The sequence below is a fragment of the Demequina pilifera genome (genome assembly GCF_048814985.1).
GTDB lineage: Bacteria > Actinomycetota > Actinomycetes > Actinomycetales > Demequinaceae > Demequina.
The window spans coordinates 146,383-166,139 of record NZ_JBMDTW010000001.1; the positions used below are offsets into that span (position 1 = coordinate 146,383).

Here is a 19,757-nt window from a genome sequence, read left to right on the forward strand (position 1 = left end):
CATTGCGCCGCCCACGACACTCGCGAAACATCTCCGGATCGCGCCGGCCCCCAACGGTCACCGCCTCGACACGCGGACGCAACATCGAACCCGTACTCTCGCGCCATGACGGACTTCGACCTCGTGGTGCGCGCCGACCGGGTGCTGATCGACGGAAAGTGGAAGCGCGCCGCAGTGGGAGTCAGCGGCGGCGTGATCGCGCGCATCGGCCCCCGCCACGCGGAGTGGTCGGCGACCCACACCGTCGGGCTCGCCACCGACGAGGTGCTGATACCCGGCGTCGTCGACACTCACGTGCACGTCAACGAGCCGGGCCGCACCCACTGGGAGGGCTTCGCCACCGCGACCCGCGCCGCCGCGGCCGGCGGGGTGACCACGATCATCGACATGCCGCTGAACTCGATCCCGCCCACCACGACGGTCGCGGCGCTCGCGGCCAAGCGCGCCGCGGCGGCCGAGAACGCCGCGGTGGACATCGGGTTCTGGGGCGGCGCGATTCCCGACTCGCTGGGCGCGCTCGAGCCGTTGCACGATGCCGGCGTGTTCGGCTTCAAGGCCTTCCTGTCGCCCTCGGGGGTCGACGAGTTCCCACACCTCACTGCCGCGCAGCTGCGCGAGGCCGTCGCGGAGACGGCCCGGTTCGGCGGCATGGTGATCGTCCACGCCGAGGACCCCGACCGCCTGGCGCCGTACTCCGGCAGCCGCTACTACGAGGACTTCATGGCGTCGCGGCCGGACGCGTCCGAGACGAGCGCGATCGCGACCGTCATCTCCGCCCTGCGGGCGACGGGCGGCCGCGCGCACATCCTGCACCTCAGCTCGGCCACGGCGCTGAACCAGATCCGCGGCGCGAAGGCCGAGGGGCTGCGGCTCACGGTCGAGACCTGCCCGCACTACCTGACGTTCGATGCGGACCACGTCCCCGACGGCGCCACCGAGTTCAAGTGCTGCCCGCCGGTGCGCGACGAGGACAACCGCGAGGCGCTGTGGGCCGCCCTCGCCGACGGCACCATCGACTTCGTGGCCTCCGACCACTCCCCCGCGACGGTCGACCTCAAGACGGGCGCCGATGGCGACTTCGCCCGCGCGTGGGGCGGCATCTCGGGCCTGCAGGTGATGCTCTCGGCGGTGACGTCCGGAGCCACGGCCCGAGGGATCCCGATCGAGACGGCCGTGTCGTGGCTGACCTCGAAGCCCGCGGCGTTCGCGGGGCTGGAGGACAAGGGCGCCATCCGTGAGGGCGCACGCGCGGACCTCGTGTCGTTCGCGCCGGGCCGCGCCTGGACGGTCGAGGCGGCCGGCCTCGAGCACCGCAACAAGGTCTCGGCATTCGACGGGAGGGCGCTGACCGGCCAGGCGACTCGCACCTGGGTGGGCGGCGCGCAGGCGCACCCGCCCGTGCCCGATGCGCCACTCGCCGGCAGGCTCATCGCGCGGCCTGCGCTCGCCGTCCAGGGCGAGCCCGCGGCCGCTCAGCGTTAGCGCGCCGCACGCCGGGCCATCGATCTGGTGCAAGTCCCGACCGGCCACGGGAAAGGCGCCGCCCCTGGGCGAGAATCCCCTACGAAACGCCGCCGAAACCAAGAATGGATAACGTGAGGACAAAAGCGGGTGTCCCCTCATTCCCGCATTCGTGAAAGGCGTGATCATGGCGATCGTTCTGGGCGACCACCAGTACGGCAAGGCGGAGAACCGCATCGTGCGGATCGTGCGCGACACCGCTCGGCACGAGATCGCGGACGTCAACGTCTCGACCTGCCTGCGCGGCGACTTCGACGCTGCGCACCTGACGGGCGACCAGGGCACCGTGCTCCCCACCGACACCCAGAAGCAGACCGCGTACGCCTACGCGAAGACCGTGGGGCTCGAGTCGATCGAGGCATACGCGCTCGCCCTCGCGACGCACTTCGTGGACGACGTCGAGCCGGTGCGCGAGTCACGCGTCGAGGTCGAGCAGTACGACTGGACCCGCGTGGACGCCGACGGCAGCGGCGCGGGCCACGACCACACCTGGGTGCGTTCGGGCCAGGAGGTGAGGACCGCATCGGTCACCGTGACGGGCGAGGCCGGTGCGCGCCGCACCTGGGTCACGGGCGGCCTGAAGGACCTGGTCCTCCTGAAGTCCACGGGCAGCGAGTTTCACGGCTTTCTCGAGGACGAGTTCACCGTGCTCGAGCCCACCCACGACCGCATCATGGCGACCGCGCTGAACGCCAAGTGGCGGTTCGGTGGAACGGACGTGGACTGGAACGCGGCGTACGCGACCATCAAGCGCGCGCTGACGAGCACCTTTGCGGAGCACCACTCGCTGGCGCTCCAGCAGACCCTGTACGCCATGGGCACCGCGGCTCTCGAGGCCGTGCCGGAGCTCGTCGAGGTGCGCATGTCCGCGCCGAACAAGCACCACTTCGAGTACGACCTGGGGCGGTTCGGCATCGACACCCACGGCGAGGTCTTCCACGCCGACGACCGCCCATACGGGCTCATCCACGCCAGCGCCATCAGGGACGACGCTCCCGACGCCGGCCCAGCGTGGGCCCCGTTCTCCGGTCTCGTCTGAGCGGCGGCGCCATGACACCGACCACCGGCGCACGGGTGTTCCGCGCGCACATCTTCCACATCTCCGGCTCGCCCGCGCAGCCGGACGTGACGGATGCGCTGGCGTCCATCCCCGACGGCGCCCTCGTCGTGAGCGGCGACCACGGCGAGATCGCGTGGATCGGCCCCTACGCGCAGCTGCCGGACGAGTACGCCGCAGCGCCCGTCACGCGCGCCGACTACCTGATCCCCGGGTTCGTCGACTCGCACGTGCACTTCCCGCAGTCCTACGCCACGGCCGCCCACGGCGGCGGCCAGCTGCTCGAGTGGCTCGACCACTGCATCTTCCCCACCGAGACGCAGTACCGGGACCCGGAGTTCGCCGGCCGCGCCGCACGCTACTTCACGCGCCGGCGCATCGCGGCTGGGACCACGGCCGCGATGGTCTTCGGCAGCGCGTTCCCGGTGGCGCAGGACGCGCTGTACCGGGAGACGCTCGCCTCGGGCCTGCGGGTCGTGTCCGGCCGCGGCATCCAGACCGTGGGGCCCAACGCCGCATCGGCCCTGATCACCGACGAGAAGACGGCGATCGACCTGGTGTCGAAGGAGATCAACCACTGGCATGCCGTGGACACGGGCGACCCGCGCACCGCGCGCGTGCAGGTGGCGATCGTGCCGCGCTTCTCGCTCTCGGTGACCGCGCAGACGCTGGGCGCGCTCGGGGAGCTCTACGACGAGGCGCGCATGCGCGGCGTCTACTTCCACAGCCACCTGAACGAGAACAACCGCAAGGGCGACGGCGAGATCGCGGCGGTGCTCGGGACGTACGGCGTCGAGACGTACCTCGACACCTACGACGGCAGGTTCCTCACGGGTTCGCGCGAGGGCGGACGCACCCTGCTGGGCCGGCGCTCGTCGCTGGCGCACGCCGTCCACTCGCAGCCGCGCGAGCTCGCCCGCATGGCCGAGACCGGCACCTCGATCGCCCACTGCCCCACGTCGCAGCTGTTCCTGGGCTCGGGCACCATGCCGTGGCGCGCGACCGTGGCCGCGGGAGTCAACGTCGCACTGGGCACCGACATCGGAGCGGGCGACGAGTGGCTGATCTCGCGCGTGGCGGGCGACTGCTATAAGGTCCACATCTCCGAGGGCGACGACGCCGGCACCGCGCTGCACCCCGCCGAGCTGCTGTTCGCCGCGACCCTCGCGGGGGCGCGGGCCCTCGACATGGAGCACGCCTTCGGCAACCTCGACGTGGGCAAGGAGGCGGACTTCCTGCTCATCGACAAGTCGCGCTGGGAGCCGCTGGACGGCATGCTCACCATGGGCATCCGCTCGGACGACGAGGCCGAGGCGACGCTCGAGGAGCTGTTCACCCTGCTCATGGGCCTGCGCCAGCCGGCGATCGCCGGTGTGTACGTCCAGGGCCAGGAGGTCGTCACGCCGAACCTCGACCCCGACTAACCCCTGTCCGGCACTCATTGACCCCTACACGGCCTGAATGCTCCCTGTCCGGCACTGAGCGTCGCTTGCTACCGTGTCGGCCATGCACCCAGTCGCCAAGCGCTGCCTCATCTGGGCCGCAGTCCTCGTCGTCGTGGGGTCCATCACGTTCGTCTATGGCCCAGATCTCCTCTACCGCCTCGGCGGAGGGCTGAGTGCACAGGACCGAGCAGGCGGGCAGGTGCTCTCGTTCGCCCTGAACATGGCGCACAACTTCGCGCTCCCGCTCGCGGCGGGCCTGGTCACGGCCGCAATCGTGATCCAGACCCTCGGCCCGCGGCCGGAACCGGAACCGATCGACGACTGACGGGGTCACCGCAAGTGCTGCTCTTCTCGCACGACACCTCCGCCGCCGACTGGATCGCCGGCTCCTCGACGCGTGCGGACCAGCTCATCACCTTCGGTCCCGACGCCTACGGCTCCTTCGCAAGGGTGCGGTTCATCCCCGACCCAGCGCGACCCGGGCTCACGGAGGCAGACGCCCAGGTCCCCGCCGACCACCCCACGAATCTCGATCACCTCGTGCGCGCGGTCGAGGCCCTGACACCGTTCACCGGCACCCCCGACGCCGCCTTCTTCCTGGTGTGGGACAGCGGCGTCAGCACCATTGCGGCCGATGCGCGGGCCAGGTCAGCGGTCCATGTCCCCCACCGCGAGTCGTTCCTCTCCGAGGGCGGCCTCGCCGACCTTCCGCGGTGGTGCGAAGACTTGGGCCTGGACGAGTACGACCACCCATCCTTCATCTGGCCCGCCGATCGCGCCTGGTGCATCGCGGCGGACGTGGACCCGCACTGGGCGGGTGTGGGCGCCACCGAAGCCGCTATCGAGGCGCTGCTCGGGGACCCGGGCGTCGACTCGGCGCGCGCGGACCCGGCGCAGCGCCAGCCGACGTACTACTGAGACCCCGGCCCGCGCATCGGCCGGGCAGAGGGTCCCAGTGACTCGACAGCGCAACCCCACTACCCTGGGGGGCGTGAACTCACCCATTGATGCCACCGCCACCTCCGCCTGGGCCGAGCTCGAGGCCCACCACCGCGACTTCGCGCCCGACCTGCGCGGCTGGTTCGCCGCCGACGCGGGGCGCGTGGGCCGCATGAGCCTCCCCCTCGGGGACCTGCACGTCGACCTGTCGAAGAACCTCGTCACGGACGAGATCCTCGCCAGCCTGGTCAAGCTCGCCGAGCAGACCGGCGTCGCCGACCGCTACCAGGCCATGCTCGCGGGCGAGCACATCAACACCACCGAGGACCGTGCCGTGCTGCACACCGCGCTGCGCCGCCCGGCCGATGCGACACCCGAGTTGGTCGTCGACGGCCAGAACATCGACGAGGACGTGCAGGAGGTGCTGGGCCGCGTCAACGAGTTCGCGGACCGCGTGCGCGCGGGCGAGTGGACCGGCGTCACCGGCAAGCGCGTGGAAACAATCGTCAACATCGGCATCGGCGGCTCCGACCTGGGGCCCGTGATGGTCTACGGGGCGCTCGAGCCCTACGCCAACGCGGGCATCACCGCCCGGTTCGTCTCCAACATCGACCCCACCGACATGGGCCAGAAGGTCAAGGGGCTCGACCCCGAGACCACGCTGTTCATCGTCGCGTCCAAGACCTTCACCACCCTCGAGACCCTCACCAACGCGCGTCTGGCACGCACGTGGCTCTGGGAGCAGCTGGGCGAGGCGGGCGTCGACGTCTCCGACGACGCCAAGCGGGCCGATGCGGTCGCGCACCACTTCGTGGCCGTCTCCACCGCGCTCGACAAGGTGGCGGACTTTGGCATCGACACGGACAACGCCTTTGGGTTCTGGGACTGGGTGGGCGGCCGCTACAGCGTCGACTCCGCGATTGGACTGTCGCTCGCGATCGCGCTCGGCCCGGACGTGTTCGGTGAACTGCTGGACGGCTTCCACACCGTCGACAAGCACGTGGCCGAGACCCCGCTCGAGGAGAACGTCCCCGTCCTCATGGGGCTGCTCAACGTCTGGTACGTGAACTTCCTGGGCTCGCAGTCGCACGCCGTGCTGCCGTACGCGCAGCAGCTGCACCGGTTCGCCGCCTACCTGCAGCAGCTCACCATGGAGTCCAACGGCAAGTCGGTGCGCTGGGACGGCACTCCCGTCACCACCGAGACCGGCGAGATCTTCTGGGGCGAGCCCGGCACCAACGGGCAGCACGCCTTCTACCAGCTCATTCACCAGGGAACCAAGCTGATCCCGGCCGACTTCATCGCGGTGGTCAACCCGGCCTACGACCTCAAGGATGGCGACCAGGACGTCCACAGCCTGTTCCTCGCCAACTTCCTCGCGCAGACCAAGGCGCTGGCCTTCGGCAAGACCTCGGAGGAGGTCGAGGCGGAGGGCACCACCGGTGCCCTGGTCGCGGCGCGCACGTTCGCGGGCAACCGGCCCACGACGTCGATCTTCGCGCCGTCGCTCACCCCTGCCGTGCTCGGCCAGCTCATCGCGCTGTACGAGCACATCACCTTCACGCAGGGCGTGATCTGGGGCATCAACAGCTTTGACCAGTGGGGCGTCGAACTCGGCAAGCAGCTCGCGCTGCAGATCGCACCGGCGGTCGAGGGCGACGCCGATGCCCTCGCCTCCCAGGACGCCTCGACCCAGGCGCTCATCGAGTACTACAAGGCTCACCGCTCGTAGGGCGGCGCGGAGTGCGCCTCTTGCACTGATCGGTGGGCCCCGGCGGGCACAGGACCTCACAGCCCGCCGGCCTGGGCCGAGCACCCGGGAATGCCTCGTCGCCCACCGTCGTTGGCATGCGATGTAGGGAAGGTCTCGGTTTGGCACTGTCGCAACGACAACCGCTACACCGAGACCTTTTCTGTCCCAACGTGGGGCCCCGGTAGCCCGGACCCACGTCTTGGCTCCCGGATCACCACTCGATCCCCCAAGGAGAGCCCATGATTCTCAAGTTCCTGGCACCATTCTCGCGCAAGCGCAATGCCGACCCGTACTCGCACCTGCCGGAGCCGATCCGCGAACAGGTCCGTGCCGACATGGAAGCGACCTCGAGGTACGACCTCCGATAGTCCGCGCTCAGCGCGCGCAATACGAGCCCCGTCGAGGACCACTCCTTGGCGGGGCTTGTTGCATCCCCGTCCCGCCTGCGACAAGGGACAGCTTCGACCGGTGGGGCGTCGAACTCGGCGAGCGGTTTGTGACCGCGTTCGCCCGGCAGTCATACTGGCTGCCAGCGGAGCGCCAGGCGCTACCCGCATGCAGGCTCACGCAGGCGCGACACCGAGGATCTTCCTCGTGCGGGGCGCCCGACGAACACGGGAGATCGGCCGATGACCGCAGCCACAATCGGCGGGGTGCTGCTCGTCGCGGCCACCGGGGTGGACCTCGCGCTGACGCTCCTGCACCCCACCCGCAGCGGATACCTGAGCCGCGTGGCCATGAGTGTCACCTGGCGGTTTGCCCGGACCGCGGCGACCCGACTGCGCCGCAACGCGATCGTCGGATACGCGGGCCCTGCGATCATGCTGGTCCAGATCTCGAGTTGGGTCCTGGGCCTGTGGCTCGGCTTCGCACTCATCTACGCCGGCCAGCTCGATCACCTGGGCTACATGCCGCCTCACGACGGTTCGGACGTCTCCTTCGTCGACGCCGTGTACTTCAGCGGCGTCTCGCTGTCCACCGTGGGCTTTGGCGAGCTGGTGGCCGAGAACGATGCGCTGCGCCTGATTAGCGCAGTGCAGGCCGCGAGCGGGCTGGCGGTATTCGGCGCGGCGATCTCGTACCTGCTGACGGTGTACCCGCTGGTATCCGAGACGCGCACCATCGCGCGCCTGCTGACCAGCGCCCAGGATCACAAGGGAGCTGCCGAACTGGTGGTGCACGGCGGTCAATCACGGCTGCAGGCGCTGCAGCGTGACCTCATCCAACTCGACGAGAGCACCCAGCGCTTCCCCATCCTGTACTACTTCCACGCCAACGACACCAGCGCCTCCCTCGGCAGCGCCATGCGCGGTGCCAGCCTGGTCACCATGCAACTCCAGTTCGGGCTGGCGGCTCAAGCGGCGCCGTACGGTCACTGGTACGGCCAGGTCCTCGGCAGGACTCTCACGCGGGTGACCGAGCACTTCAGTGAGCGCTTTCACCCCGGCGCCGATGCCGCCGCGGGTTCGCAGTCCACCGCGGAGCAGGTGGAACGGGCCCTCGTGGCGATTCGCGACTCGGCCGCAGAGGTCACCGGGGTGCGCGCCGAGGACGAGGCCGACCGCGAGGCTCTCGCACGACTCCTCGACCACACGAACGCTTTCCTCGCGGAGCTGGAGCGCCAGCACCTCCACTCACACGAGCGCATCTGAATCCCTGAGGCTCGGACCGCCGGCACGCGACGGTGCGTACAGACGGGCGCCTGGACCACCGCACCGCGATGTGAGTACGATGCAAGGGCAAACGCGGGGAGCTCGGGGCAGCCGAGCTGAGAGTACGGCCACCAGCGCGCCATAGACCCGAGAACTTGACCTGGGTAATGCCAGCGTAAGGACGTGTCTTCGGCACGGGCGTGAGCACAGTGGGGTCCGTCGCGGCCCGACCCTGCACTTGCCCGGACGAGCCGACGACGGCTGACTGTGCGCCGCGCGGACCCCCGGTCCGACGCCAAGGAGTCACCCGTGATCGCCGAGATCCAAGTCCTGCCCCGCCCCGTGGGCACCCCCGACGACCGCTACGCGCACGTCGACGCCGCCATCGCCACGGTCAAGGCCTCTGGCCTGTCGTACGAGGTGGGCGCGATGGGCACCACCCTCGAAGGGTCGCCCGACGAGGTCTGGGCCCTGCTTCGCCAGGTGCACGAGTCCACGCTCGCAGCCGGCGCGGAGGGCTGCATGTCCATGATCAAGGTCTCCGGCGGCGCCGGCGACTCCGGTCCCACCGTCCAGGACCTGGTGGGCAAGCACCGCCGATGACGCTCGGCGCTCGCACTCGGGGCGCGTTCGTCGGCACCGCGACGGTCGTGCTGCTGCTCGCCGCGTGGGAGACGTCGGTGCGCTTGGGCGACCTGCCTGAGTTCGTGCTGCCCAGCCCCTCACAGGTGGTGGCGGCCGGGATCGAACAGGCCCCCGCGCTCGGACAGCACGTCACCACGACGGCCACGGAGGCGGTCCTGGGACTCGCTCTCGGCACCGCGCTCGGGTGGCTGCTGGCCGTGCTCACCTCCGTGGTCGCGACGGTGGGCCAGGTCGCCCGTCCCGTGGTGCTGCTCAGCCAGACCATCCCCACCGTGGTGCTCGCCCCGCTGATGATCCTGTGGGCGGGCTTCGGCCTCGCGTCCAAGGTGGCGCTGGTCGCTCTCACGGTGTTCTTCCCGGTCCTGATCGCCGCAACCGCGGCCATCAGGGAAGTGGACGCCGAGTACTCCGACACCGTCGCCGGACTGGGCGGCGGGCGCGCGCATCAGCTGTGGCTGGTGCGCCTGCCCGCCTCCATCCCGGGTGCGCTGGCCGGGCTGCGCATCGCCGCGACCTACGCCGTGGGCGCCGCTGTGGTGTCCGAGTACCTCGCCGGCGAATCCGGCATCGGCGTCTTCATCCAGCGCTCGCGCAAGGCGTACGCGGTGGACCAGATCTTCGTCGGGATAGTGCTCATCGCACTGCTCACCGCCGTGCTGGTCGCCGCCATCGCCCTGCTGCGCCGCGTCGCGACGCCCTGGCAGATCCAGCCCACGCACCACTGACCCACGCGACCCCACCCTCACCCCACTCGACCCTCAACCAAGGAGACATCTCATGACTGATCACCCCCGCATCGGCGCTCGCGCCACGATCGCAGCAGGCACCGCACTCGCCCTCGCGGCCTGCTCCGGGACCACGGCCGCCGTCGCGCCGTCCGACGAACCGGCGGAGCCCACGCCCGTCTCGATCGTGCTCGACTGGACGCCCAACACCAACCACTCCGGTCTCTACCTGGCACTCGCCAACGGCTGGTACGAGGACGCGGGCCTGGACGTGACCGTCATCGAACCCGGGGAGACCTCGGGACTCCAGCTGCTGGCCGCGGGTCAGGCCGACTTCGCGTACTCGGTGGCCGAGGGGCTGCTGCCGGCCCGGGCCGCGGGTGCGGACGTGGTCTCCGTCGCCGCCGTCATCGAGCACAACACGTCCTCGCTGCTGTCGCTCACGGAGGACGGCATCGAGCGGCCCCGCGACCTCGAGGGCAAGAGGTACGGCTCGTACGGGTCGGGCCTCGAGGAGGCCATCATCTCGAGCCTGGTCGCGTGCGACGGCGGCGATCCTGCGCTGGTGGAGCACACCCCGCTGGTGAGCAACGACTTCCGGATCGGCCTCACGCAGGACCAGTTCGACGCAGCGTGGGTCTTCGACGCCTGGGACACCGTGCGGCTCGGCGAGGTCGACGACCTGGACGTGTCCACGATCGCCTTCCGCGACTGGTTCGAGTGCATCCCGGACTGGTACACGCCGTTGCTGGCCACCAGCGCAGAGCACATCGAGGCCGCTCCCGACACGGTCAGCGCCTTCGTCGACGTCACCGCACGCGGATACGCGGCGGCGATGGACGACCCCCAGGCGGCGGCCGACGCGCTCATGGCCGCGGCTCCGGAACTCGACGAGGAGCTCGTCGCCGCCAGCACCCGGTGGCTCGCGGACCAGTACTCCGAGACCCCCGAAGCCTGGGGAGTGCAGCAGGAGTCCACCTGGACGGAGTTCTCGCAGTGGCTCGCCGATGGAGACATCCTCAACGGAGACCCCGAGGTCGACGGCGCATGGACCAACGACTTCCTCACCGCACAGCAGTGACGGCCGCGACGGCCGATGCGGGCGTGCGCAGGATGGCGCCTCCCGTCCTATCCGTGGCGGGCTTGAGCATCGGGTTCCCCTCGCGCACCAAGGGCGGCGGTGGCCTGGAGGTGCTCGAGGACGTCGACCTGAAGGTGGCCGACGGCGAGTTCGTCGCGATCCTGGGCCCCTCCGGATGTGGAAAGTCCACGCTGCTGCGGGCGCTCGGCGGGCTCCTCGATCCGCGCGCCACCGTGTCGGGCCGCATCGAGGTGCCGCGCGACCACGAGGGGCGCCACGCCACCGCCTGGATGCCTCAACGCGACGGACTGCTGCCGTGGCGCCGGGCGCTGCCGAACGCGATGGTCGGGGCGCTCGCGGCCGGGGTGCCGCGAGAGCGCGCCCACCCGCGGGCGCAGCGGCTGTTCGACGAGTTCGGGCTCGGCGGCTTCGAACGAGCATGGCCGCACGAGCTGTCGGGAGGCATGCGGCAGCGCTTGGCGCTCCTGCGGACGTGCCTCGCCGAGCGACCCGTGCTGCTGCTCGACGAGCCGTTCGGCGGGCTCGACCCGGTCACTCGTCGGCGCATGAACGCCTGGCTCGCCTCGCTGCGCCTCACTGAGACCGCGGCCACGGCCCCTGGTGCGGACCCCTCGGCGGCTCCCGGCTCGGGGGTGGTGCTGGTCACGCACGACATCGATGAGGCGTCGATGCTCGCCGACCGCATCATCGTGCTGTCGGACCGTCCCGGCCGAGTGGTTCTCGAGGCGCGGGCACGTCTCGGCGACAGCCATCGCTACGACCGTGACGTGCTGCTGGCGGCCCTCGACTGCTGACCACGCGAGAAACGCGAGCCCCAGGCACCACCCCGCCCGGGCAGGCAACTTGAGGCGGGGGCAACACGACAGTCATACTGAAGCGACAGTCTCCGGCCGAGCACAGGCACACACACTGAGGAGTAGGCACAGTGGACGAGACCGAGCAGCCGGATGCCCCACGATCACCTCACCTCAACGTGATCCGCAGGTACCTGCCCGACGTTGTCTACGGTGCGAACGACGGACTCGTGACGACATTCGCGATCGTCTCGGGTGTCGCGGGAGCGGGCCTGTCCCGCACGGTCGTGCTCATTCTGGGGTTCGCGTCGCTGGTCGCCGACGGGTTCTCGATGGCGTCCAGTGACTACCTCTCCGAGCGCACTCCCAAGCAGGACGAGGAGCGAACCAGTCGCGCCTCCGCCGCGCGGCACGGCTACGCCACCTTCGCCGGGTTCATCGCGCCCGGAGTCGTGCCACTCTTGCCCTACGTGCTTCCCGTCGCCGCCGAGTACCGGTTCCCTGCTGCCGCCGGTCTCACGCTGCTCACCCTGTTCGTGGTCGGCGCCGGCCGGGGAGCGCTGTCGAGCCTGTCCCCGTGGCGAGCGGGACTCGAGATGCTGACGGTAGGAGCATTGGCTGCAGGGGCCGCGTACGCCGTCGGCGTCCTCGGCTCCGCACTGGCCGGCGGCGATTTCGCGGCGGTCTCGGTGGCGCTGACGGGCCCGTAACCCGGGAGCCTTCGAATACCGCACCACCAAGAGCAGCTCCCAAGTGCTGGCAACGAGTCGAACGCAGGGCGCTTGATGACGATCGCGGTCGCGATTGCCGGAGCGCTGATCATCGCCGCCACGGGTGTGGCTATGGCGCTGATGCTGCTGCACCCCACCCGCAGCGGATACCTGATTTCGCTCACCACCGGCCTCACCTGGCGGGTGACCCGCATCGAGGCGACCCGGCTGCTTCACAAGTCATCGTGGGCTACGCAGGCCCGGCGATCATGGTTGCCTAGCTTGGCAGCTGGGATCTTGGTCTGTGGCTCGGCTTCGCGCTCATCTACTTCCACAACCTCGATCACCTGGGCTACGCGCCGCACTTCGACGAAGTCGCCCTATGCGTCGCCGACGCGCTGCACTTCAGCGGGGTGGCCCTGTCTACTACAGGCTGGCCGCCGTCGGCGCAACGGTCTCCCCCCCTGCTCACCGTCTATCCGGTGGTCTCGGAGACCCGCTCCATCGTGCGGTTCCTGGTGTCAGCGCAAGATCAACGTGGCGCCGCCGAGTTGATCGTGCACGGAGTGCCGTCGTGGATCCAGGCACTCGAGCGTGATCTGATCCGGCTCGAAGAGAGCCCTCAGCGCTCTCCGATCCTCTGCTACTTCCACGCCAACGACGTCTCGGCCTCCATGGAGCACGTCCTGCGGGGTGCCAGCCTGTCACGATGCACCTGCGGTTCGGGCTGTCGGTACACGTCGCACCGCACGCCCGGTGGCATGGCCGCGTCCTGGACGCGACGCTCGTGGAGGTGAGGGGCCGCCTCGGCGATCGCGACCACCCGCCGCCCACTGCAGCGTCGGCTGAGCAACCCACCACGGACAAGGCCAAGCACGAGCTTCGCGAACTGCGTGAGGCCGCCGTGCTGGTGGCCGGGGGCACTCCGACGACGAGCCGGACCGTGACGTGCTGCTGGCGGCCCTCGACCGCTGAGGCCCTCGGTCGCCGATTGGCATTCGGCGTGCGTGGCGACACGACGGTCGGCCCCGCCCCCAGCACATAATGGTGACGTTCAGTGCCGAACACCGAGGAGACACCATGGACACCGCACTCGCCAAGCTCCGCCCGTTCAACCTGATCGCGGGCGTGCTCCACCTCGCGTCCTTCGTGGGGATCCTGGTGCTCGCCAACGACGCCACGCTGCCGGTGCGTGCGACCTACCTCAATGGCCCGCCCGGGTCGGACGCTTTCGGCGACCCGGTGACGATCCTGGACATCAACATCGGCCACGCGGTGGCCGGATTCCTGCTGCTCTCGGCCATCTTCCACTTCCTAGTGATCTCGCCCATGTTCTTCCCGCGATACACCGCCGGACTGCGCGAGAGCCGCAACACATTCAGGTGGGTCGAGTACTCGCTGTCGTCGTCGATCATGATCGTGCTGATCGTGCAGCTCAACGGCATCTCCGAACTCGCCGCGCTCGTCGGCCTGTTCGCCGTGAACGCCAGCATGATCCTGTTCGGCTGGCTGCAGGAGCGCTACGCGACGCCGGGCGACAAGGACCTGCTGCCATTCATCTTCGGCAGCATCGTCGGAATCGTCCCGTGGCTCGTCATCGCCATCTACCTCATCGGGCCCGGGAACACGAGCGAGCAGGCCGTGCCCGGGTTCGTCTGGGGGATCATCGTCTCCCTGTTCCTGTTCTTCAACGCCTTCGCCGTCGTGCAGTGGCTGCAGTACCGCGCGAAGGGCAAGTGGGCGGACTATCTGCGGGGCGAGCGTGCGTACATCGTCCTCAGCCTCGTGGCCAAGACGGCCCTCGCGTGGCAGGTGTTCTCGGGGGCGCTCGCGGCCTAGGCGGCCCTGCTCACACGACGCCCGTGAGCCCGGGCCCGCTCGCGCGCGCGTCCTCGGTGCTCGGCACCCGGCCCGTACGGCGCGGGGCCTCGCGGGAGTACCTCACCGCCCGGTCGCGACCGTCCGACTTGGCGCGGTACAGCGCCAGGTCTGCGTGCTCGTAGATCTCCGCCAGCGAATCGCCGTCGTCCGGCCCGGCGATGCCGAAGCTGACCGTCGGCAGCGCGAAATCGAAGGTTTCCGCATACGCGCGGTACGCCTCGCCGACGGCCGCCAGGCGTACGGCCACGTGGGGTTCGCCGGTGTCCAGCAGCACGAAGCCGAACTCGTCCCCGCCCTGGCGTCCCGCGAATTCCCCTGGTCCCAGCGCGCCCCTGAGCGCGGCCGCGAACGCGATCAGCACCTCGTCCCCTGCAGGGTGGCCCTGAACGTCGTTGACCTCCTTGAACTGATCGAGGTCGGCCACCACCAGCAACGCGGTCGTGTCTCTGGAGCGCGCTTGCGAGAGGGCCTGATCGGCCTGCAGACGGAACTCGGTCCGCCCCAGCAGACCCGTGAGGTCGTCCTGCATGGCGCGGCGACGCAGCTCCCGGGTCTGCTGGTCCCAGCCCACGGCGGACACGCTGAACGTGACCGCGACCAGGCAGACCAGCAGGAGCACGCTCTCCGAGGCCGCGAAACCGGCCAGTTCGGCACGGCTGCCGCCAGGACCTCCCACCACTTGCGTGACCGCGCGCACCGCGTAGAACCCCGCGAACACGGTGCCCGCGATGGCGGTCACGAGAAGTGCCACCACGGGTTCGCCGCTGCGGGTGGGCGAATCGGTGACGCGCAATGACCTCCACGCCAGCCACGTCTCGACGGTTCCCGCCACGAACATCACCGCCATGTAGAGGAACAGCGGACGGTTGCCCAGCCAGACCCCACCGGCGGCGGCCTCGAGGATCCTCGGCACCAGGATCACGACCGGCGCAGCCCCGAGGAGCCACAGCGGCAGGCGCTCCCGGCGCAGCGACCGCGTCGCGAACCACACACTCGTGACTCCGATCACGGCCAGCACGATCGACGCCGAGTTCGTGATCACCTGGAGGTCGCTGCCGTTGAACAGCAGCAGCAACCGGGCCATGGCCGCACACAGCAGCGTCAGCGTCCACCAGCCGGAGAAGCTCGACCGGGTCGGTCGGTACACGCCGAGGTAGAACAGCAAGAGGACCGTCAGCGTCACGCCTCCGAGCACAAGGCGCATGGTCTGGTCATCGAGCACGAGATCAACCTAGTGGGCGCAGTGGGCCCCGGACGCAATTCGTGAGGTACTCCACGCGCACGCGACCCGCCCGGCCAGCGAACTGGTTCCCGTCACGCCAAGACCCGGCGAGCGCATCGGCCGTCCGAAACCCCAAGGAGGCTGGGGCCGATGCGCTGACACCGAGACATTCACACCGAGGCGAACGCGTCCGGGTTGTCGGGCTCGTCAGGCCGGGAGTCGTCGCGGCGGTCGGCAGCCCGACCGGTCCGGACGCGCCCGCCGCGCCGTCCGAGGTCACGGGAGTACCTGACGACGCGGTCGCGGCCATCCGCCTTCGCGCGGTACAGCGCCAGGTCTGCGTGTTCGTAGATCTCGGCCACGGAGTCGCCGTCCTCCAGGCCGGCGAGCCCGTAGCTGACCGTCGGCAGCGCGAAGTCGAAGCCGCTCGATCGTGCGGCGAAGGCCTCGCTGATAGCTTCCAGGCGCGCGTTCGCGTCCGCACCGTCCACGCCGAGGAGCATCACCCCGAACTCCTCGCCCCCCATGCGTCCCACGATCTCGCCGGGCCGCAGGGAGTCCTTGAGGACCTTCGCGAACTCCACGAGCGCCCCGTCGCCCGCAGCGTGACCGTGCACGTCGTTGATGCCCTTGAAGTGATCGAGGTCAGCCACCACCAGCAGCGCACAGGTGCCCGTGGACCGGGCGCGAGCGAAGGCGCTCTCGGCCTGGAGCCTGAACTCCGTCCTCCCCAGCAGGCCGGTGAGATCGTCGTGCATCGCCCGGCAGCGCAGCTCCTGCGTCTGCTCATCCCAGCCGATCGCGGACACACCGAACGTGACGGCCACCATCCCGATCATCAGCAGCGCGACCTCCGGGCCCGAGCCCGCCGTGGTCTCGAAGGCCCGGCTCTCCGGCCCGGCCGCGAAGTGGACCAGGATGCGCAGCACGTAGAACGCCGCCAGCCCGCTCGCGGCGACGGCGATCACCAGCAGAGCCACCACCGCTTCACGGTTCAGTTCGTGTTCCGCGTTCGCGCGCCGCGTTCTCCACGCCCGCCACATCTCGATGGAGGACGCCACGAACATCAGCGCCATGTAGGAGTACAGCGGCCCGTTGCCGGCCCAGGCGTCGCCCACGCGCTCGTCCATGAGCACGGGCAACACGATGGCAGCCGGGGCCACGCCGATCAGCCACATCGGCAGCCGTTCGCGCCGCAGCGACCGCGTCGCGAACCACACGCAGGTGGCGCCGATGGCGGCCAGCACCGTCGATGCCGGGTTGGCCACGGCGTGCAGGTCGCTGCCGTTGAGCATCAGCAGCGCGTTCGAGGCTCCCGCGGACAGCAGGGACAGCGTCCACCAACCGGAGAAGCTCGATCGGGTGGGTCGATAGACGCCCAGGTAGAAGAGCAGAAGAACCGTCAGCGAGACCGCGCCCAGGGCGATTCGCATGGTGTCGGCGTCTAGCACCCGGCTAACCTACGCCAACCCGCGCCCCGCATCCCACAGCGGGTGACGCACTTCACCCTCGAGCCGCGTCGAACGCGTCCCGGCCGGGTCCGACGCGCCGGCCGAGGTCGCGCGAGTACGTCACGACCCGGTCCCGACCGTCTGCCTTCGCCTGGTAGAGCGCCAGATCCGCCCGCTCGTAGATATCGGACGCGGAGTCGCCCTGCTCGCGACGGGCGAGCCCGTAGCTCACGGTCGGAAGCGTGAAGCCGACGCTCCCCGAACGCCCCGCGAAGGTCTCGCTGATGGCGTTCAGGCGGTCGGCCGCCTGCGCGTCATCGACGTCGAGCAGCAGCAGGCCGAACTCCTCTCCTCCCATCCGGCCCGCGAGGTCTCCGGGTCGCAGCGCATCCTTCACGGCGTCGGCGAACTCCACGAGCGCCCCGTCGCCCGCGGCGTGGCCGTGAGTGTCGTTGATGGCCTTGAAGTGATCGAGGTCCGCGAACACCAGCAGTGCCCGGTCACCCCTGGACTGCGCCCGAGTGAGCGCACGCTGCGCCTGCGCACGGAACTCGGACCTTCCCCACAAGCTGGTGAGATCGTCACGCGTGGCTCGGCGCCGCAGCGCCTGCGTCTGCTGGTCCCAGCTCACTGCCGAGACGCTGAAGGTGACGGCGACCATGCAGATCAGCAAGGTCACGTCCTCGGGACCCGAGCCGGCCGTGCGCGCGAACACCCCGCTCTCATCCCCTGCCGCCACGAGCATCACCACCCGGAACGCGTAGAACGCGCTGAGCGCGGTCGCCGCGAGCGCAATCACGTTCAGTGCCACCACGGCCTCGCCGTTCGGCTCCGTGTCGGCGCCCGCGCGCCTGACCCTCCACGCCCGCCACGACTCCACCGCTCCCGCGACGAACATCCCGGCCATGTAGAAGGACACCGGGCCGGTCGTGGCCATGCCGTTGTCATCGGGGGCCTCCATCGACGCCAGCACCAGGTTGACGAGCGGGCCGAGGACGAGCACCCACCGCGGCACGCGAGCGCGCCGCAACGACCTCATCGCGAACCACACGCAGGTCGACCCGGCCGCGGCCAGCGCTGTCGAGACGGGATAGGTCACCACCCGCACCGCACTGTCGTTGAACAGCAGCAGCACCGTCGCCGTCCCCGCCAGCAGCAGCGAGATGGTCCACCACCCGGAGAACCCCGAGCGCGTGGGCCGGTAGACGCCCAGGTAGAACAGGACCAACACCGTCACTGCCACAGCGCCGAGCGCGAACCGCATGGTCTGATCGTCGAGCACCCGCCTAACCTACGCCGACCCGGCGCAGCGGGCGAGCAACCCGTGATGGAGATCACGCGCGTGCGCTGCCACACCCCTCATCGGCGTGCGCGCCTCGCACAAAGCGCGCCACACCAGGCACTCCGCGCAGCGAGACGCAGATCAGGTCTCGCGGAGCTCGTGACCGGTGTCCGCCGTGTCCTTGTGGATGTCGAGGTGCTCCAAGGGCTGGCTGGAGGGGGCGCCCGCACCCCGGTCGGTCGGCAGGCCGTTCCGCACGCGGCCGCTGCGCGGCCCGAGGTCGCGCGAGTACGTCACGACGCGGTCGCGGCCATCCGCCTTGGCGCGATACAGCGCCAGATCTGCATGCTCGTAGATCGCGGTCAAGGAGTCCGCGTGGTCGAGGCCGGCGAGCCCAAAGCTGACGGTCGGCAGCACGAAGTCGAAGCCGCTCGAACGCGCGGCGAACGTGTCGCCGATGTGGCCCAGCCGGGCCACCGCATCGGCGTCGTCAGCGCCGAGGAGCAACAACCCGAACTCCTCGCCCCCCATGCGCCCCGCAAGGTCTCCAGGGCGCAGAGACTCCTTCAACACCGCGGCGAAGTCCACGAGCGCCCGGTCCCCCGCAGAGTGGCCATGCACGTCGTTGACCGCCTTGAAGTGATCGAGGTCGGCCACCGCGAGAAACGCAGTGACGCCATTGGACCGAGCCCCAGCGATGGCGGCCTCGGCCTGAAGGCGGAACTCCGTGCGTCCCAGGAGTCCGGTGAGGTCGTCATGCATCGCCCGGCTCCGCAGCTGCTGCGCCTGCTCATCCCACCCGATCGCCGAGACGCTGAACGTGACCGCCACCAAGAAGATCAACAGGAGTGCGTCCTCCGCGCCCGAGCCCACGATCATGTGAAAGGCGTCGCTCTCCGGTCCGACCACAAGGTTCATCGCGGTGCGCAGCACGTAGAACACGGCGAGGGCGCTCCCCGCGATGGCGATCACCACGAGCGCCACGAGCGCCTCACGATTCAGTTCGTGCTCGGCCATGGCGCGTCGCGCCCTCCACGCCATCCACATCTCCACGGCGGTCGCCACGAACATCACGGCCATGTAGAGGCTGAGCAACGCGTGATCGACCCAGGTGTCTCCCACCGGCTCATACCTGAGCGCTGACACCAGAATCGCGATTGGCGCCACACCCAGCAGCCATAACGGGAGCCGCTCACGCCGCAGCGACCGCGTCGCGAACCACACGCACGTGGCGCCTACTGCGGCCAACGCCATCGAAGCTGAGTTGGCGACGACCTCGAGCTCGCCGCTGTTGAACAGCAGCAACGTGCTCGAGACGCCCGCGCTCAACAGCGACAGGGTCCACCACCCGGAGAAGCTGGAGCGTGTGGGCCGATAGACGCCCAGGTAGAACAACAGGAGGACCGTCAGCGACACCGCACCCAGGGCGATGCGCATGGTCTCGTCGTCTAGCACTAGGCCAACCTACGCTGACGGAGGGCTGGAGACGCCAAGCGCGTGACTGAGTTTGTCCGCCCGCCGCACACGCGAAGGGGAGCCTCCCCCCGGCTGGGTGCCGTTGCTGACTCACCTGACGGG

At 69.9% G+C, this 19,757-nt stretch carries 19 protein-coding genes and 1 riboswitch; of the genes, 15 read left to right on the forward strand and 4 right to left on the reverse strand.

From position 1 onward, the window contains the following. Positions 1 to 105: 105 nt before the first annotated feature. From allB to heR, 15 genes are all read left to right on the forward strand, one after another. Positions 106 to 1,482, forward strand: coding sequence for an allantoinase AllB (gene allB / locus ACNI14_RS00630; protein ID WP_420517993.1), 1,377 nt, complete (start codon positions 106 to 108; stop codon positions 1,480 to 1,482). A gap of 166 nt (positions 1,483 to 1,648) precedes the next feature. Then, positions 1,649 to 2,560, forward strand: a complete 912-nt coding sequence (gene pucL, locus ACNI14_RS00635) for a factor-independent urate hydroxylase (RefSeq protein WP_420517994.1) — start codon at positions 1,649 to 1,651, stop codon at positions 2,558 to 2,560. An 11-nt stretch (positions 2,561 to 2,571) separates the two neighbouring features. After that, a complete protein-coding gene (locus ACNI14_RS00640) occupies positions 2,572 to 4,002 on the forward strand; it encodes an amidohydrolase family protein (protein WP_420517995.1) in 1,431 nt (476 codons plus the stop codon). Positions 4,003 to 4,084: 82 nt separating this feature from the next. Beyond that, on the forward strand, positions 4,085 to 4,348 hold the full coding sequence (locus ACNI14_RS00645; protein WP_420517996.1) for a hypothetical protein: 264 nt from the start codon (positions 4,085 to 4,087) through the stop codon (positions 4,346 to 4,348). Positions 4,349 to 4,362: 14 nt separating this feature from the next. Continuing rightward, the gene (locus ACNI14_RS00650; protein WP_420517997.1) at positions 4,363 to 4,941 is read left to right on the forward strand and encodes a hypothetical protein; all 579 of its coding nucleotides are present in this window, start codon (positions 4,363 to 4,365) and stop codon (positions 4,939 to 4,941) included. A gap of 73 nt (positions 4,942 to 5,014) precedes the next feature. Further along, positions 5,015 to 6,694: a glucose-6-phosphate isomerase gene (pgi, locus tag ACNI14_RS00655; RefSeq protein ID WP_420517998.1), complete on the forward strand. Its 1,680-nt coding sequence runs from the start codon at positions 5,015 to 5,017 to the stop codon at positions 6,692 to 6,694. 260 nt (positions 6,695 to 6,954) lie between these two features. Beyond that, positions 6,955 to 7,083 carry a hypothetical protein gene (locus ACNI14_RS00660; RefSeq protein WP_420517999.1) on the forward strand — a complete coding sequence of 43 codons (129 nt, stop codon included), beginning with the start codon at positions 6,955 to 6,957 and terminating at the stop codon, positions 7,081 to 7,083. A 261-nt stretch (positions 7,084 to 7,344) separates the two neighbouring features. After that, entirely contained in the window at positions 7,345 to 8,367 is a 1,023-nt protein-coding gene (locus ACNI14_RS00665; protein ID WP_420518000.1) for a potassium channel family protein, read from the forward strand. A gap of 84 nt (positions 8,368 to 8,451) precedes the next feature. Next, a riboswitch (TPP riboswitch) is annotated at positions 8,452 to 8,566 on the forward strand. Positions 8,567 to 8,676: 110 nt separating this feature from the next. Then, the gene (locus tag ACNI14_RS00670) at positions 8,677 to 8,970 is read left to right on the forward strand and encodes a thiamine-binding protein (protein WP_420518001.1); all 294 of its coding nucleotides are present in this window, start codon (positions 8,677 to 8,679) and stop codon (positions 8,968 to 8,970) included. Then, complete coding sequence (locus tag ACNI14_RS00675) at positions 8,967 to 9,737, forward strand: ABC transporter permease (RefSeq protein ID WP_420518002.1); 771 nt, start codon at positions 8,967 to 8,969, stop codon at positions 9,735 to 9,737. The genes ACNI14_RS00670 and ACNI14_RS00675 overlap by 4 nt, the downstream gene beginning before the upstream one ends. Positions 9,738 to 9,789: 52 nt before the next feature. Beyond that, positions 9,790 to 10,818, forward strand: a complete 1,029-nt coding sequence (locus tag ACNI14_RS00680) for an ABC transporter substrate-binding protein (RefSeq protein ID WP_420518003.1) — start codon at positions 9,790 to 9,792, stop codon at positions 10,816 to 10,818. Then, complete coding sequence (locus ACNI14_RS00685) at positions 10,815 to 11,633, forward strand: ABC transporter ATP-binding protein (RefSeq protein WP_420518004.1); 819 nt, start codon at positions 10,815 to 10,817, stop codon at positions 11,631 to 11,633. Before ACNI14_RS00680 ends, ACNI14_RS00685 begins: the two co-directional genes overlap by 4 nt. A 131-nt stretch (positions 11,634 to 11,764) precedes the next feature. Beyond that, positions 11,765 to 12,343, forward strand: coding sequence for a VIT1/CCC1 transporter family protein (locus tag ACNI14_RS00690; protein WP_420518005.1), 579 nt, complete (start codon positions 11,765 to 11,767; stop codon positions 12,341 to 12,343). A gap of 709 nt (positions 12,344 to 13,052) precedes the next feature. Next, a complete protein-coding gene (locus ACNI14_RS00695; RefSeq protein WP_420518006.1) occupies positions 13,053 to 13,388 on the forward strand; it encodes a hypothetical protein in 336 nt (111 codons plus the stop codon). 35 nt (positions 13,389 to 13,423) lie between these two features. Next, positions 13,424 to 14,182 (forward strand): heliorhodopsin HeR, encoded by a 759-nt coding sequence (gene heR / locus ACNI14_RS00700; protein WP_420518007.1) that lies wholly within the window; start codon positions 13,424 to 13,426, stop codon positions 14,180 to 14,182. Positions 14,183 to 14,192: 10 nt separating this feature from the next. Here the strand turns inward: heR and ACNI14_RS00705 are convergent, their stop codons facing one another. From ACNI14_RS00705 to ACNI14_RS00720, 4 genes are all read right to left on the reverse strand, one after another. Beyond that, positions 14,193 to 15,446 (reverse strand): GGDEF domain-containing protein, encoded by a 1,254-nt coding sequence (locus tag ACNI14_RS00705; RefSeq protein ID WP_420518008.1) that lies wholly within the window; start codon positions 15,444 to 15,446, stop codon positions 14,193 to 14,195. A 170-nt stretch (positions 15,447 to 15,616) separates the two neighbouring features. Next, the gene (locus ACNI14_RS00710; RefSeq protein ID WP_420518009.1) at positions 15,617 to 16,897 is read right to left on the reverse strand and encodes a diguanylate cyclase domain-containing protein; all 1,281 of its coding nucleotides are present in this window, start codon (positions 16,895 to 16,897) and stop codon (positions 15,617 to 15,619) included. A 52-nt stretch (positions 16,898 to 16,949) separates the two neighbouring features. After that, the gene (locus ACNI14_RS00715; protein ID WP_420518010.1) at positions 16,950 to 18,179 is read right to left on the reverse strand and encodes a GGDEF domain-containing protein; all 1,230 of its coding nucleotides are present in this window, start codon (positions 18,177 to 18,179) and stop codon (positions 16,950 to 16,952) included. A gap of 141 nt (positions 18,180 to 18,320) precedes the next feature. After that, positions 18,321 to 19,634: a GGDEF domain-containing protein gene (locus ACNI14_RS00720; RefSeq protein ID WP_420518011.1), complete on the reverse strand. Its 1,314-nt coding sequence runs from the start codon at positions 19,632 to 19,634 to the stop codon at positions 18,321 to 18,323. Between the last annotated feature and the right edge of the window lie 123 nt (positions 19,635 to 19,757).